This is a genomic window from Rossellomorea aquimaris, assembly GCF_000935355.1.
GTDB classification, from domain to species: Bacteria; Bacillota; Bacilli; order Bacillales; family Bacillaceae_B; genus Rossellomorea; species Rossellomorea aquimaris_B.
In genome coordinates, this window is record NZ_JXZC01000001.1 from 1263173 (window position 1) to 1278484 (window position 15312).

The following is a 15312-nucleotide window of genomic DNA, read 5'->3' on the forward strand; positions in this document are numbered from 1 at the left end:
GAAGATTGGCGTAAATGCTTTCCTAATAGATCCAAAAAAAAGACCGCCACCATGGCGGCCTCCATAATCCTATTGCAGGTACTCCAATACTTTCGATACGGTCTTTTCTCCCTGCTCGATACAGTCCGGGATACTTACTCCTTCATAAGAACTCCCGGCGATAAATAGTCCAGGCAGGCTCGCTTCAGCCTGTTCATACATGTCCAGGATCCGTTCCCTGTGGCCCACTGTATATTGCGGCATGGAGTTCTTATAACGGGACACGATCGTAAACTCAGGAGCACCCTCTATAACCATGACCTTGCTCAGGTCTTCAAGGACAATCTGCTGAATTTCATCATCAGATAAATCGACGATGGTTTCGTCACCCGATTTCCCCAGGTAGCATCGCAATAGTGCCTTTCCTTCCGGGGCGGTGTGGGGCCATTTTTTATGGGTCCAGGTACCTGCCGTCAAGGAATAGTCACTGTTTCTTGACACGAGGAATTCCGTACCGGCGATGTCTTTTTTTATGGCATCCTGTGAAAATCCCATTGCAACGGTTGCCACCGAGGTAGCTGGCATTTCTTTCAAAAAGGCTAAGAATGGGTAGGTGGGAAACATGGAATGTACTACATGATGAGGTGTAGTGACGATTACGCTATCGGCTTCTAATTGCTCCCCGTTTGTGAAGGTAATCGTATAATCATTGCCGTCTTCTTTTTCTATGTTGGTTACTTTCATGCTTTTGTATACCGTGTTCGGCTCCAGACCTTCCTCCATGGCGTCGATCAAGGACTGAAGCCCTCCTGTGAATGTAAGGAAGTTACCTTTTTCATCCGTGTTGGCTGATTGGCCGCTCTTTTTGATACCTGCTATTAAACTGCGATGTTTCTGTTCCAATTCGTAGAGTTGCGGGAAAGTTGACATTAAGCTTAATTGATCGATATCTCCGGCAAAGATTCCTGTTAGGAGTGGTTCAATCAAATGGTCAACAACTTCATCCCCCATTCTTCTTCTAAAGAATTTCCCCAGGGACTGATCTTCTGTTTCCTGTGAGCGGGGAAGCACGAAATCTGCCGCAGCCCTCATCTTTCCTGTCAATGAAAACAGACTGGTCGTAATGAAAGGGGCGATTTGGGTTGGAATACCTACGATGGATCCACCGGGTATGGGGTACAGCTCACCACCCGCTATCACATAGGACGTGCCTTTACGATTACGGATGAGCGTATCCTCGATTCCCAGTCGTTCCGCTAAGCGGGAGACTTCCGGTTTGCTGGCTAAACATGAGTCCGGTCCCTTTTCGATCACATACCCGTCTCTTTTCAAGGTTTGCACTTTTCCACCGAGTCGATGGGTTGCTTCCACCAGCTTTACTTCTATGGGAAGGTTTTTTTCTTTTATTTCCTGTTGCAGGTAGTACGCCGTCGTTAATCCGGTGATCCCTCCACCTATGATTACGACCCTTTTATTTTGTTCCAACACGTTCATCGCCTTCTTTAACAATATATCTTATTGAACAATAGAGAAGGACTAAAGCGGTGAGTGTAAACTCATTTGCCTCAGTCCTTCATTTGTTTCAGCCAAAAACGAGAAATTATTTAAGGTGTTTTAACACGACTTCTGCCATTGCATCGATGAATTCAGGTTTGGCATTCGGCATTTCAGGACGATAGTACGAAGCTCCAATATCATCTGTTACCACTTTACATTCATAATCATTGTCATATAGCACTTCTAGATGATCTGATACGAAACCTACCGGTGTGTAGACGAATGTCTTGTATCCTTTTTCTTTATAAAGATCACGGGTTAAGTCCTGAACGTCAGGACCTAACCAGGGGTCAGGAGTGTTCCCTTCACTTTGCCAGCCTACTGCATATTCCTTCACGCCTGCGCCCTCTGCGATCATCTTCGCTGTTTCCTCTAATTGCATTGGATATGGATCGCCTGACTGCAGGATACGTTCCGGTAAACTGTGGGCGGATACGATCAGGACAGCATGACTCTTTTCCTCATCTGACATGCTTGCATAGGTTTCTTTCACTCTATCCACCCAATACTGAATGAATTTAGGTTCATCATACCAGCTCTCAACGGATGTGATGTGTGGTCCACCCAGCTTTTCTGCCGTTTCCTTCGCACGTCCATTGTAGGATTTAACACTGAACGTGGAGAAATGAGGGGCAAGTACAATCGAAACGGCTTCTTCAATGCCATCTTTATGCATTTGTTCAACAGCATCTTCCACGAAAGGTTCGATATGCTTCAGACCAAGATACATTTTAAACTCAATGCCATCCTGAATGCTGTTTAAATGTTCTTCAAGGCTCTTCGCCTGATCCAGGGTGATCTTAGCCAGTGGGGAAATCCCACCGATCGCTTCATAACGGCCACGTAGATCTTCCAGCAATTCAGCCGAGGGAGCTCTTCCATGTCGGATATGAGTATAGTAACGTTCCAAATCTTCTTCTTTATATGGAGTTCCATAGGCCATCACCAATAGACCCATTTTTTTCTTTGTCATACCATTTCACCTCATTATCAGTATCATACATTCCATTATTGTGCCATGTTTCTTCAGATGAATCCATGGATACACACATATGAATGTGCTCTACCTGGCACTGTATTCATGTACGAAACTTGCAAGACGCTTTAATGTATCCGGATTAACTTGCGGAAATACCCCGTGTCCCAAGTTAAAGATGTGGCCAGGAAGCTCCATTCCTTGATCAAGGATCTCTTTTGCTCTATCTTCGATCACTTCCCAAGGAGCTAACAGAATCGCAGGATCCAGATTTCCCATAACTGTTTTGGAGATGCCTCTTTCTCTTGCTTCTTTAATCGGCAGGCGCCAGTCCAAACCAACTACATCAAGAGGAAGGTCATGCCATTCATTTGCCAAGTGACTTGCTCCAACACCAAACATGATCAATGGTACGTTCTCTTCCTTCAATTCTGTAAAGATCTTCTCCATGACCGGCTTAATGAATGTACGATAATCTTGTATATTCAATGCACCGACCCATGAGTCGAAAATTTGGAAAGCAGACGCTCCTGCTTTAATTTGAGCTTTCGCATACGTCACTGTCATGTTTGCAAGTTTATCCATTAATGCAAACCAGGCTTGAGGTTCTGCATACATAAACGCTTTTGTTTTATTATAGTTTTTCGAAGGACCGCCTTCAATCATGTAGCTTGCCATTGTAAATGGTGCACCGGCAAATCCGATCAATGGCACGGACAGTTGCTCCTGGGTCAATAATTTAATGGTATTTAATACGTAAGGAACATCATTTTCGGGGTCGATTTCCCCCAGCTTCTCTACATCCGCTGTCGTACGAATCGGGTTATCGATCACCGGACCGATCCCTGATTTGATTTCTACATCCACTCCTATAGAAGGAAGTGGTGACATAATGTCTTTATAAAGGATCGCTGCATCCACATCATATTGTTCCACCGGCAGCCTTGTCACATATGCACAAAGCTCAGGTTGGTGTGTAATTTCAAACAGAGAATACTTCTCTTTGATTTTACGGTATTCAGGTTGTGAACGCCCGGCTTGTCTCATATACCAAACCGGAGTATAGTCCGTCTTCTCTCCCCTTGCTGCTCGTAAAAAAGTATCATTCATTTGTTTCATACCTTTGTTCGTCCACCTTTCTATGTAACTCCATTATTCCCATTGTATACTAATTTGTTTAGATTCTGAAATTGTCCTATTTTTAATATGAACCGTACGGATTGTAACCCTTTTAAACTATAGACGTTTTAAAGAGAATTGTATAGTTATCAAGGGAAAATGTCATAAATTTGCCGATTTTCAAGGGTGATGAAAAAATATCCAGAAATCATGTTACAAGAGCAAATGATTAGGGAAGAGTATAATAGAGATTACTAATTAATTGAGGTGATTTGGATGAAGGTGTATATAACAACGGGAACCCATGAATTTCTAAAAAAATTAATGGATCGGCATACAGGTGAAAACATGATCTTAATGCAGGGGAAAGATGCAATGCTGCTTCATGAGACAAATGGAGAGAGTGTCTTTGAATCCCCCCGCAAATATGAAATTGTCGATCAATCAGGTGAGCTAAAGAATAAAGGGTATGTGGTTTTCAATAACATCCCTGTTACAGATGAAGGTCGCCCACTATTTGAATACCGGTTCAAAAATCGTGCAGGATTGATCGAAGAAGTTCCAGGCTTTACGGCTATCCGGGTCCTTCGTCCATTAGACACGGATACATATGTGATTATGACACTCTGGGAAGACGAGAGAAACTTCACTGCCTGGCAGGAGTCAGAGCAATACAAAAAAGCACATGAAAAGCGAGGGACGGAAGAAGGTATTGACAATAAAAAGGATATCTTTCCCCGCGCTTCCTATGTGAGTGAATACCATGTAACCGGTGAAGAGTAAAACATAAGCTGCCATATTCCTGGCAGCTTATTTATTATCCTGATATTTATACCTTCAATCTTAATCATTACACTTAAGGTGTACATACATAATTACAAATTATTAACAGTATACTTTATCGTATTGGTCATAGATATTTACTTTGCTGGTTAACACTACACAACGTATATGAAAGGAGTGGAGTACCGATGAGTCAAACGTGTTTGCTTCTGATTGACTTCCAAAAGGCATTTAGTCATCCTTCATGGGGAAAGCGTAATAATCCGGGTATGGAAGAAAACGCCTATCAGCTTCTTCACGCCTGGAGAGAAAAAGCATGGCCGGTCGTTCACGTACAGCACTCTTCTAATGATATGGAATCACCGCTGCATTCCAGTTCAGCAGGTTTCGATTTTATAGAAGAATTCCTTCCACTACGAAACGAAAAGCAAATCATCAAGCACGTCAACAGCGCCTTTATCGATACAGACCTGGATTTATATCTGAAACGGGAAAAGTTCACCTCCCTTGTCGTCATGGGCTTAACGACGAATCACTGTGTGTCCAGTACGGTTCGGATGGCTGCGAATTTAGGGTATGATGTGACGGTACCTTTTGATGCTACAGCATGCTTTGAAACAAATTCCTATGACGGTTCATTATTTTCTGCAGAAATTGTACACGGACTGTCACTTGCTAATCTTCATCATGAATTCGCCACCATCGCTTCAACAGAATCCATTCTTTCTTCACGATTAAAATTAAGTAAACCTGTTACATTCTAAAAAATGTTTTGTTTTCGCAAAGGGGCTTAGTCAAAGGGGATGAACTCATCCCTTTTGACTAAGCCCCTTTGCGTTTTTTCAATATAAACTCTTCTCGCAAAAGCTTTTCTACTCTTTACTACCAGCTTTATACAAGATTCCATTTCGATTCGCATAAATCGCTGCCTGCGTACGATCGGCCACTCCAAGCTTGCTCAGGATATTACTTACATGAGTTTTGACAGTCTTAACCCCAATAAATAGCTCTTCTGAAACTTCCTGGTTCGTCATTCCTTCTCCCAGGCATTTCAATACATCCATTTCCCTAGAGGTCAGCTCCTCATGAGGCAACGCTTCCCTAGTGCGGAAACGGTTCATCATTTTATCCGCCACTTTGGAGGCAATGACGGACTCCCCTTTCACCGCTTTATAAATAGCAGATGTCACTTCTTCCGCACTTGCCGTTTTCAACAAATAACTATGTGCTCCTGCTTCGATGGCGGGAAACACTTTTTCATCATCATAATAGCTTGTGAGAATGATGATTTTACAGTGTGGATGAAAGGTCAGGATTTTCTTGGTTGCGTCTATTCCGTTCCCGTTCTCCATTAATAAATCCATCAAAATCACATCAGGCATATACAGCTTCGCAAGCTGAGCGGCTTCTTTTCCACTTTTTGCTTCCCCAAGAAATTCGATCCGATCCTCTGTCAGCAAATAGGTTTTCATTCCTAATCGAACCATTTCGTGATCATCAACAATCATCACCTTTACCTTATCCACCTGTTTTCCCCCTTCGATTAAATTGGAATCCGCAGGTCAATATACGTTCCTTCTTTCTCTTTAGAACGAATTTGAAACAATCCTCCGATTTCCTCGGCCCGTTCTCTCATCGTCTGCAGTCCGTAAGATGTCATCTTGTTTTCTTTCAGGTTAAAACCTCTTCCATTATCACTAATGTACAGTGTGACATATCCACCCTTTTTCTCCGTCACAATCTTTACTTTCGTGGCCTCAGAATGACGCAGGATATTGGATAGGCTTTCCTGAATAATTCTGAACATGTGGGTTTCGGTTCCCTTTGAAAGATTCTCGATCCCATTAAGACTTGCTTCGATCTCGATTTGTGTTTTTTCCTTTAATTCTCTAATTAAAATGGTTAATGCTTCACAAAGACTTTCACCTTTCAAATCGATCGGTCGTAAATGGAGGAGAAGAGCCCTCATCTCCCCTTGCGCTTTTCCCGCAATGTCCGCTACTTGTTTAACGATCATTTCAACCTTCTTCGAGTCTTTCCCGATACTTTTTTGCGCGGCAGAAGATAGCATATTTAATGCGAATAATTGCTGACTGACTGAATCATGAAGATCTCTCGCCAGCCTTTGCCGTTCTTCCATCACGGCTGCCTGGTGAGCCTGGTCGGCAAGCTCGGATTTTTCATCAGCTAACCTCTGGAGTGATTTCACCTGTTCTTGAATAAACACAGCAAGTTGATTTAACTCATCCGATAAGATCCCAAGCTCATCGTGTTCAAATCGGTCCACCCTGGCAGAAAACTTCCCGCTTCTTAACAGCGTTACAAAGGTGGAAATATCATCAATTCTCCCTTTAAATGTATACCCTGTGCGAAATCCGAAATATATGCTTAATAATAGAAGAATGCTTGCAAGCCAAATGGTTATATAAAGGGAAACCTGAAGAGAAAAGCTTGGGTTGTCAGCTAAGTACAGATAGACTTGCAAGGAAATAAAGAAAAGCAGGACAGTCATGATGGACATCATGAAAAAGCTTTTAAAAATCCAGCTGCGAATATTTGATGACTTTTCCACTTTCTCCCCTCCTTTCACCTGATATATCCGGTTCAAATCACACTCGGCTGATTCGAATCGATCCTATTTTTACATTAACGTTCAGTTTGATCTTTTTGCTTGCAAGCTCGTATTCAGGGGAACGGTAATAAAGCTCCGAACGAATATCAGCAGACTTTTGGTCGAATAATTTAATATCCCCCACCTGCACTTTCAAGGTGATCTCCACGGGAACGTTTTCTGGAATGATCATCTTTACATCACCTATCCAGCCCTTAATATCAATGGGAGTTTCCCCTTCAGGTATAAAGGCCTTACTAAAATCAAAATAGTAATCTCCAATGGCATTGTAAAGATTCATAGACTCCAGCGGCCAGTTTGGCTCAGAGAAACGTATATCCCCCACAATAAACCCTTTGTTCATTTTATTTTTCTTTTGAAGGATTTTCTCCCCCATCGGCTGGGTTTCGAAACCTATTTGAGATGCCTCCTCTTTATTTGGTGATTCATTGCTTATGCTAATCTTGATGGGCTTATTTCTTCCCACTCTATTAATGGCAATGGCAATTATGAAGAGAGGCCATAGTTTCCACCAGCTTCCATAGTCGAAATCCACTACATCATACCCATCGAGTATAATGAGCCCCCCTAACACCATACTGAATAATCCGAACAGCAATTTCCCAAAGCTTCCCTTCAAAAAACTGTCTATCGTACACTTCAAGCCAAGGAGCAACAACAAAATAGGAATAATATTGACAAATATCTGCGTTATTTCCAAGGAAATGACACCGATATTCAATAATAATAACAACAACCCTACCGCCATCAACATAAACGAGAAAAACCATTGTTTCCTTCCCTTATACCTCATACCAACACCACCTTCGCATCTACTATTAGTTTCGCTAAATATGCATGAATTCCTGTTATGACTTTCATTATAGATTGGTTTCTCAACGTCTTTGAGGAACATCGGCATGATTCTTCCTCAGTCTCGAGACGGAAAAAATGTTTCTGTCGTGCATCACACCTTTTTCACTATTTTCATAATCTATAGTACAGATCAGGGCAGATGCCCAAAGTTTAGCAATGATTTAGAGGGGGGGTTCCAAATGGAGATTGATTTAACGGCTCTTCATTGGATTTATTTAGCTTTCATAGGATTCATCATCCTATTCATGATTTTTCGGAAAGACACGACGATCGTATGTATTCTGGGAATCTTCAGTATTGCCCTGGTGGCAACAGGATCATTAAGCGGATCGATTAGTAGTATATTTAATAGCTTTATATTCGCCATCACCGAACTGCTTTCTACCATTCTCGTGATTTCCATTATCGTAGCGATGAGTAAGGTACTGACATCTACGGGGATTAATGATGTGATGATTCGGCCGTTTACGAAGTTCATCCGCACTCCGGCCCTTGCTTACTGGACAATCGGCCTAGTCATGATGTTTATATCATGGTTCTTCTGGCCTTCGCCTGCTGTAGCCCTCCTAGGTGCCGTGTTAGTGCCAGTCGCCCTTAGAGTCGGATTACCCGCACTTGGCATTGCCATGGCCATGAATTTATTCGGACACGGTATCGCCCTTTCGGGAGACTTTGTCATCCAGGCAGCCCCGAAGTTAACAGCCGACGCAGCCGGCATACCTGTATTAGATGTTATTTCTGCAAGTATCCCCCTAATTATCGTGATGGGTGTCGTCACAACCGTTACTGCTTTCCTTTTCCTTAAAAGAGATATGCAGAGAGGAATCCTTTCGGTGGATTCGAGCTCCCTGGCGTCCATCAACCAGGTCCAGGAGGAGTCACCCAACCTGTTATCTTCAGGGTGGAAACGAACAATTGCCATTCTTATCCCTATTTTATTTGCCCTGGATATTACCGCCATGGTTCTATTTGATCTTCAAGGAGGAGATGCAACCGCACTGATCGGTGGAACATCCATCGGTATACTTCTCTTGATTTCATTGGCAGCCTATAAAGGAAAGGGATTGGAGAAAACGACGAGTTTCATGATTGACGGCTTTCAGTTTGGATTTAAAGTGTTTGGTCCCGTGATCCCAATCGCTGCTTTCTTCTACTTGGGGGATTCAGGGTTTCAAACGATTATCGGCGACTTCCTTCCTTCAACATCTCAAGGAATCGTCAATGACCTCGGGGCATCCCTTGCTGCCGTCGTTCCCCTCTCTACAGCAGTCGGGGCAATCACCCTTACGACAGTTGGAGCGATCACGGGCCTCGACGGATCCGGTTTTTCCGGTATTTCCCTAGCAGGTTCTGTAGCCAATCTATTCGCAGACAGCATCGGCTCAGGGGTCGCAACCCTCACCGCCCTCGGGCAAGTCGCAGCCATCTGGGTCGGCGGTGGAACACTCGTCCCATGGGCCCTCATCCCGGCTGCCGCCATCTGTGGAGTCGATCCATTCGAACTCGCAAGGCGGAACATGCTTCCAGTCGTCATCGGATTAGTAGCAACCACGATTGTAGCGATATTTTTGATTTGAATATAGTGAGGGACGGACCTTGTTTTAGGTCCGTCCCTCTATTTTTCATGTTTCGGCCTCTTCTCATAGAGAAAGATGCACAGTACGAAAAAGGAGTATCCGAGCAGGTATCCGGCTGCGACATCTGATGGGTAGTGAGCCTGTTCCACTATTCTGCTGAGTCCTGTCAGTATGGAAAGAATGATGGCTACTGTGTAGAGCGTTATTTTCACTCCTGTGGAAGAAATCTCTTTACTGATGAAATAAGCAATGACGAGTAGGAAGACCAGTCCCACCATGGCATGGCCGCTTGGAAAGCTGAACCCTTCCTCTCCATGTGAAAACGGAGGTCTCTCTCTTTCCATCAAACCTTTGATTGTTTTATTCAGCACGTTACTCCCGGCTACCAGGACAACAACTGTGATGATTCCCACAAAGTCCTTCTTGGCCCACCAAAGATATAAAATAAGGGCGATGGATGTGATCCCGATCACTAATTCAGTGCCGATTACGGAAAACAATTCTATTAAGTGCAGGTTGCTCATGCTGGACAAGAAATACTCATCACCTACAATCTCCATCTCATAAAAAACAAAATGCGCGATGGTCATAAACAGTACAAATGAAATGATGGCCGTTATGTATTGAAACTTCATCATCTTGATCCTCCTTGAATTTCACTCTATTTACCCACTTCCCACTCAATATTTAGTGTTATAATATTCGTAATATTCATCAAATATTAGGAGGTTGTGCACTTGCTGAATGAATTATATCAGAAATTAGAAGAACGTTGGATAGAAATGGTTGAGATCAGAAGATTTCTTCATCGACATCCTGAATTATCCTTCCAAGAGAAAAATACAGCTGCATACATAGCTGAATACTACAAAAGCATCGGCGTTACAGTTAAGGAACATGTCGGCGGCAATGGGGTAGTCGCAAGAATCGAAGGAGCTCTCCCCGGTAAAACGGTTGCCCTTCGTGCCGACTTTGATGCCCTTCCCATTCAAGATGAAAAGGATGTGGAATATCGCTCCACCGTTCCAGGGGTCATGCATGCATGCGGACATGACGGTCATACAGCAACCCTGTTAGTATTGGGTAAAACCCTGCATGAAATGCGCAGTACACTTTCTGGTACAGTGGTTCTTATTCATCAGCATGCGGAAGAATATGCACCAGGAGGAGCGAAACCCATGATTGAAGCGGGCTGCCTCGATGGAGTGGATGTTATTTTCGGAACTCATTTATGGTCAAGTGAACCCCTTGGAAAGGTTCTATATCGAACAGGTCCCATCATGGCTGCTGCTGATAGATTTGAAATCGTCATCAAGGGGTCCGGGGGGCACGGGGCACAACCTCATAAAACAAAGGATTCCATCGTGATCGGGGCTCAGGTTGTTTCCGAACTACAACAAATTGTCAGCAGAAGAGTGAATCCGATCGACCCGGCCGTCGTCACAATCGGTTCCTTCATGGCAGATAACGCATTCAATGTGATTGCCGATTCCGCTAAACTCATTGGAACCGTCCGTACATTCAATCCTGAGGTCAGAGACTTTATTGAAGAAGAGATCGAACAAATCCTGAAGGGTGCATGTCTTTCAGCACGTTGCGAGTATAAATATGTGTATGAACGGGGATATCCTGCTGTCGTTAATCACGCAGAAGAAACGGATCTGTTGATTCAAAGTGTGGATAAAGTCGATGAAGTTCATAGAGTGGAAGAAATTGAAATGCAAATGGGCGGGGAAGATTTCTCTCATTACTTAGAACATGTAAAGGGTACCTTCTTTTTTACAGGAGCCAAGCCCGAAAATGTTGAAGTTGCCTTCCCCCACCATCACCCCAAGTTTGACATTAATGAAAAGGCTCTTCTGATAGCCGCTAAATCACTGGCGTCTGCTACCATCGAATATCAACAAAGGCATTCTGCCACAGAAACGACGCTGACAAATTGACTCATAAAAAAGGATCAGGTACCATAAGGCCTGATCCTTTACTCTTAATAAAAGCGATGATTTTTCTCGATCTTACTTACCACCAATACCCACCAGATCAGGAGGGGTTGAAACAATAACCTCACCCAAAGCAGCACTACATTCGCTTCTTCATTCCCTGGAGCTGGAATTCCTTTAATGGCCGCATAGATATTGGCAGGAAAGATGAGAACTAAATAAATCGCTGTGATGATTCCGGTTTTTTCACGTGTCTTTGGAATGAGCAGCAGCACAGCTAATATAAATTCAATCATTCCCGTAATATAAATGATTTCTTCTCTCAGGGGTATGAATTCAGGAATCATTCGGGCAAATCCTTGCGCTTCAATAAAGTGAAACATTCCTGCTAAAAAGAAGAAGAATGAGAATAGAATAAGTCCTAACAGCTTCAATCCCTTTTTACGTTTGTTCATCAAGTAAACACCTCTCTAAATCAATGTAACAGTACTACCTAACTATACCTGAATATTCAGAGGAAATAAAAAAATGCGTCCGTTTCCCGTAAAGCCCACATCACAAAAAAAGATCGACCATCATGATCGACCTTCCCTCACTACTATTCTAAATCATTAAAGTACCGAATCCGATAAGCAAATTTTGCCACTTCCCCGAGTTGATCAAGAAGCTGATAGTTTGCATAAGCTCCAACGACTGCCCCTACCCCCGGAATGAGTTGAAACAATTTTACGAAATCAATGTAATCCCGATACTCCTGTTGAAAGGTTCGCCAATCCAATTCCATCAGCTTTTCTTTTTCCTCATCCCAGTTTTCGATGATGGAAAGGACATGTTTTTTATGGGAATCACTGGAGAATGCCAGCTGAAAGACATACAGAAGAAACAGTCGTTCTTCATATTGTTTTACATCATACCCATGAATGGCAGAGCATTCGCTCAGAAATTTCATTTTGATTGATAAGAGCAAGGGGAAATCCGCGAGGCCGAGAAAGATTCCTCCTGCACCTGTACCTGCTCCTTCAATCGTCGCAGCTTTTCGGTAAAATTCCATCCGTTCCTTCATTAGCTCTTCTCTTTCCTCTAATGAAGCCTTCAATGATATCTGATGAAGAGGTACCCACTCGCTGCCCTTTAACGTAACTTCTACCATCCTCTTAATGCTTTCCGTTATCAATCTGTGCGCTTTCTCAGGAATCAATTGATTCACTTTTGTTTGAGCTTGCTTAGAAACCCGTTGAAAGATAGACGATTTTCTACTGAACTTACGTTTCCAGGAATCGAGTTCCTCTCTTTCATGGTTCACACTGAACCACCGTCCTTTTTTATCGGCTTATTCATTCTATACGTTCTTTCCCACTGGATAGTTTCACTAAAACAATGTTTCTTCCATCTTTTTCAATCGCTGTACTAAGTAAAATTGGCTGAACAAAATAGAGAATGACAGCCCAGCCAGGAGGGTGATCAATCCTTCCATCCAAGCCCCCTTAATGAATAAAGGAAGGGAAAATATAACCGATTGGATCATCATCGCCTGATTCATGATTTTTTGGAAGGATGATTTCTTTAATTCCTTTGATACGGGATAAATGAGCACCCAAATTTTATAATCGAACCGTTTAAACAATGGTATGAGCTGAAAAGCAGTTAAATACAGAAACACCAAAGCCGTCAGAATGCTGAAAATAAAGGACGAATTTGAATAAATCAGCAAAACGCCGATCAGGGTCAATCGAAGATAAAGACCTGAATATTCACTTGTCCTCACCAAGGAGCGAAGATACAAATAGCGATAAGTAGATGCCTGGGAGAATGATGTTTTCACCATTCCATCAAGCCATTTTCTCCTGTGCACCTTCCCTTTCAGCTTAGGTACATCTGTGAACATATTGGCGATTCGGTAGAAAATCAGCATCCGCTGCTGCTCCAGGTCGATTAACAAATCCCATTTAAGATTTTTTCCTTTTGTTGACTGATAAAAGTAGAGCGCATATCCGATCATGATGGTGGCAACGACCACGACCATCACGATAGCAGCGCCAGATAACACTAAAAAGACGAGAGCACCGCTTAATAAAAAGCGCATAAAGCTGTCGATCCAATGAGCTTCCTTTTCCTGAAATCGCAGCATAAACCAGCGTACATACAGGTTCCAGACCTTTAATGCTAAAATAAAGCCAAGTAACGGAAAGAAGCTTCCAAAGCTGCTGCCGGATACAGCTACATACATTGGCATCAGTGCAGCCAATACGAGCAGCTGAATATACGATTGAAACATGAAACTGATCCAGATGCATTTGGTGAAATAACGGGATAGGCGCATTTCCAATGGCAAAAGAAACACGGCATCCGCTTCCCTAAGAAACGTATAAACGGGACTCCATGCCAGTAAGAGACCCAGGATCACCGCCATGATGAGTGGTGCCGGAAAAGCCGGATCCAGGGTTTTCACCCACTGGTTATACGTATACGCTGCTCCTCCCAATGCAAAAATCAGGACAAATAATAAATGATCGTTAAACATGTATTTCAAGTACTTTTGAAGCTCTTGATTATACTCTACGATTCGTTTCTTCCAAATACTTTCCACCTTATTCATCATGGGATTCTTCCTTTGTCAGCTGGATATAAATATCATCTAAAGTCGCATCCGGCATGGAGAATTCCGAACGAAGTTCCAGAAGCGTACCTTTTGCGCAAATTTTCCCTTCATGAAGGATGATGAATGAGTCACAATATCTTTCTGCCGTTGCTAAAATATGCGTAGACATCAGTATTCCAGCTCCACTTTGCTTCATTTCCTGCATCCAATCCAGCAGCGACTGAATCCCAAGTGGGTCTAATCCAACAAAAGGTTCGTCGATGATATAAAGACTGGGCTGAATGAGAAAAGCGCACATGATCATCACCTTTTGCTTCATCCCTTTTGAGAAGTGGGCAGGAAACCAGCTCATTTTTTTCTCCATACGAAAGGCCTTCAATAATTTATCAATTCTACCTTTATATTCAGACTCTGATAATCCATAAGCCATGGCTGTGAGTTTTAAGTGATCTTCAAGGGTAAGCTCATCATAAAGAATCGGCGTTTCCGGTATGTATGAAAACTGTTTTCGATACTGATCGGCATCACTCTTCAAGGTATGACCATTTATGGACACTTCTCCTTGCTTGGGTTCCATGAGACCGATTATATGCTTGATAGTCGTACTTTTCCCTGCCCCGTTCAGGCCGATTAATCCGACAATTTCATTTGAATGTATGGAAAATGATATATCCTTTAATACCGGTTTTCGGGTATATCCGCCAACCAGGTGTTTGATTTCTAATAATGACACGAGCAGCAACGTCCTTTCTCTTCTACATGGTTTTCTCTATTTTATCAAAATTTCATGGTAAAGGCATTGTTAATCCAGTTTCTCATTCCACATTTTAACATTCATAACTCTACCCGATTTGCACATCATAATATTTGAAGGGGCCAGCAATAAGAAAAAGGGGATGGTTGTTAAAGACCAGCTAACCGATTTCACTATTGTTTGCGACTGTAAGGATTGTCGTCTTCTATAGTGAATGACACACTCACCATATTCATTTGTTCAAAAAATTGATAAATGAGGTGTTTGTTAAAGCACACTTTGACTGAATCAACTTACTTTATTAGCTTATTAAGCTTAGGAGATAAGGGGATGGTCACATTGCACAAAGTCATTCATGTTTCTAATGGTTTACACATATCATCCTTATAGCAAATGAGGTGTTTGTCCAAGACGGCTAACAGTTTCTATTGTCTGAATTGCTTAAATAGCGAAAAGATAAGGGGATGGTCGCATTGAACAATTTTCATTCTAACCCAGAATGGTACACATTTCGAAGCTACTAGCGAATGAGGTGTTTATC

At 42.6% G+C, this 15312-nt stretch carries 15 protein-coding genes; 4 read left to right on the top strand and 11 right to left on the bottom strand.

What is annotated here, in order from left to right:
• Positions 1-69 precede the first annotated feature (69 nt).
• The 3 genes from hemY to hemE all read right to left on the bottom strand — a co-directional run bounded on the left by hemY (position 70) and on the right by hemE (position 3631).
• Positions 70-1467 (bottom strand): protoporphyrinogen oxidase, encoded by a 1398-nt coding sequence (gene hemY, locus TV75_RS06300; RefSeq protein ID WP_156142328.1) that lies wholly within the window; start codon positions 1465-1467, stop codon positions 70-72.
• Positions 1468-1579: 112 nt separating this feature from the next.
• Positions 1580-2509 (bottom strand): ferrochelatase, encoded by a 930-nt coding sequence (gene hemH, locus TV75_RS06305; RefSeq protein ID WP_044337775.1) that lies wholly within the window; start codon positions 2507-2509, stop codon positions 1580-1582.
• A 90-nt stretch (positions 2510-2599) separates the two neighbouring features.
• Positions 2600-3631 carry a uroporphyrinogen decarboxylase gene (hemE, locus tag TV75_RS06310; RefSeq protein WP_044337776.1) on the bottom strand — a complete coding sequence of 344 codons (1032 nt, stop codon included), beginning with the start codon at positions 3629-3631 and terminating at the stop codon, positions 2600-2602.
• 276 nt (positions 3632-3907) lie between these two features.
• Here hemE and TV75_RS06315 point away from each other — a divergent pair, with 276 nt between their 5' ends.
• Both TV75_RS06315 and TV75_RS06320 read left to right on the top strand, forming a co-directional pair.
• Positions 3908-4414: an antibiotic biosynthesis monooxygenase family protein gene (locus TV75_RS06315; protein ID WP_044337777.1), complete on the top strand. Its 507-nt coding sequence runs from the start codon at positions 3908-3910 to the stop codon at positions 4412-4414.
• A gap of 188 nt (positions 4415-4602) precedes the next feature.
• Complete coding sequence (locus TV75_RS06320) at positions 4603-5178, top strand: cysteine hydrolase family protein (RefSeq protein WP_044337778.1); 576 nt, start codon at positions 4603-4605, stop codon at positions 5176-5178.
• A gap of 108 nt (positions 5179-5286) precedes the next feature.
• On the opposite strand, the gene TV75_RS06325 is transcribed toward TV75_RS06320, so the two are convergent.
• Genes TV75_RS06325 through liaF form a run of 3 tightly spaced genes read right to left on the bottom strand, consistent with a single transcriptional unit; the run spans position 5287 to position 7839 of the window.
• On the bottom strand, positions 5287-5940 hold the full coding sequence (locus TV75_RS06325) for a response regulator transcription factor (protein ID WP_301280417.1): 654 nt from the start codon (positions 5938-5940) through the stop codon (positions 5287-5289).
• A 17-nt stretch (positions 5941-5957) separates the two neighbouring features.
• Positions 5958-6986: a sensor histidine kinase gene (locus TV75_RS06330; protein ID WP_052504436.1), complete on the bottom strand. Its 1029-nt coding sequence runs from the start codon at positions 6984-6986 to the stop codon at positions 5958-5960.
• A gap of 37 nt (positions 6987-7023) precedes the next feature.
• Positions 7024-7839 (bottom strand): cell wall-active antibiotics response protein LiaF, encoded by an 816-nt coding sequence (gene liaF / locus TV75_RS06335; RefSeq protein WP_044337779.1) that lies wholly within the window; start codon positions 7837-7839, stop codon positions 7024-7026.
• A 241-nt stretch (positions 7840-8080) separates the two neighbouring features.
• On the opposite strand from liaF, the gene TV75_RS06340 reads away from it, so the two are divergent.
• Positions 8081-9478 carry a hypothetical protein gene (locus TV75_RS06340; protein ID WP_044337780.1) on the top strand — a complete coding sequence of 466 codons (1398 nt, stop codon included), beginning with the start codon at positions 8081-8083 and terminating at the stop codon, positions 9476-9478.
• Between the two features lie 38 nt (positions 9479-9516).
• On the opposite strand, the gene TV75_RS06345 is transcribed toward TV75_RS06340, so the two are convergent.
• Complete coding sequence (locus TV75_RS06345) at positions 9517-10116, bottom strand: phosphatase PAP2 family protein (protein ID WP_052504437.1); 600 nt, start codon at positions 10114-10116, stop codon at positions 9517-9519.
• Between the two features lie 99 nt (positions 10117-10215).
• Here TV75_RS06345 and TV75_RS06350 point away from each other — a divergent pair, with 99 nt between their 5' ends.
• Positions 10216-11421: a M20 family metallopeptidase gene (locus TV75_RS06350; RefSeq protein ID WP_044337781.1), complete on the top strand. Its 1206-nt coding sequence runs from the start codon at positions 10216-10218 to the stop codon at positions 11419-11421.
• 44 nt (positions 11422-11465) lie between these two features.
• Here the strand turns inward: TV75_RS06350 and TV75_RS06355 are convergent, their stop codons facing one another.
• The 4 genes from TV75_RS06355 to TV75_RS06370 form a co-directional block, all read right to left on the bottom strand.
• Positions 11466-11873 (bottom strand): DoxX family protein, encoded by a 408-nt coding sequence (locus TV75_RS06355; protein WP_044337782.1) that lies wholly within the window; start codon positions 11871-11873, stop codon positions 11466-11468.
• A 143-nt stretch (positions 11874-12016) separates the two neighbouring features.
• A complete protein-coding gene (locus TV75_RS06360) occupies positions 12017-12721 on the bottom strand; it encodes an EcsC family protein (protein ID WP_044337783.1) in 705 nt (234 codons plus the stop codon).
• Between the two features lie 66 nt (positions 12722-12787).
• The gene (locus TV75_RS06365; RefSeq protein ID WP_253275472.1) at positions 12788-14017 is read right to left on the bottom strand and encodes an ABC transporter permease; all 1230 of its coding nucleotides are present in this window, start codon (positions 14015-14017) and stop codon (positions 12788-12790) included.
• On the bottom strand, positions 14007-14750 hold the full coding sequence (locus TV75_RS06370; RefSeq protein WP_044338044.1) for an ABC transporter ATP-binding protein: 744 nt from the start codon (positions 14748-14750) through the stop codon (positions 14007-14009). Before TV75_RS06370 ends, TV75_RS06365 begins: the two co-directional genes overlap by 11 nt.
• Positions 14751-15312 lie beyond the last annotated feature (562 nt).

Bases quoted from the DNA above. Each gene is read 5' to 3' on its own strand.
- hemH (WP_044337775.1), bottom strand. From the start codon at position 2,509: ATGACAAAGAAAAAAATGGGTCTATTGGTGATGGCCTATGGAACTCCA.
- TV75_RS06345 (WP_052504437.1), bottom strand. From the start codon at position 10,116: ATGATGAAGTTTCAATACATAACGGCCATCATTTCATTTGTACTGTTT.
- hemE (WP_044337776.1), bottom strand. From the start codon at position 3,631: ATGAAACAAATGAATGATACTTTTTTACGAGCAGCAAGGGGAGAGAAG.
- liaF (WP_044337779.1), bottom strand. From the start codon at position 7,839: ATGAGGTATAAGGGAAGGAAACAATGGTTTTTCTCGTTTATGTTGATG.
- TV75_RS06365 (WP_253275472.1), bottom strand. From the start codon at position 14,017: ATGATGAATAAGGTGGAAAGTATTTGGAAGAAACGAATCGTAGAGTAT.
- TV75_RS06355 (WP_044337782.1), bottom strand. From the start codon at position 11,873: ATGAACAAACGTAAAAAGGGATTGAAGCTGTTAGGACTTATTCTATTC.
- TV75_RS06315 (WP_044337777.1), top strand. From the start codon at position 3,908: ATGAAGGTGTATATAACAACGGGAACCCATGAATTTCTAAAAAAATTA.
- TV75_RS06340 (WP_044337780.1), top strand. From the start codon at position 8,081: ATGGAGATTGATTTAACGGCTCTTCATTGGATTTATTTAGCTTTCATA.
- TV75_RS06320 (WP_044337778.1), top strand. From the start codon at position 4,603: ATGAGTCAAACGTGTTTGCTTCTGATTGACTTCCAAAAGGCATTTAGT.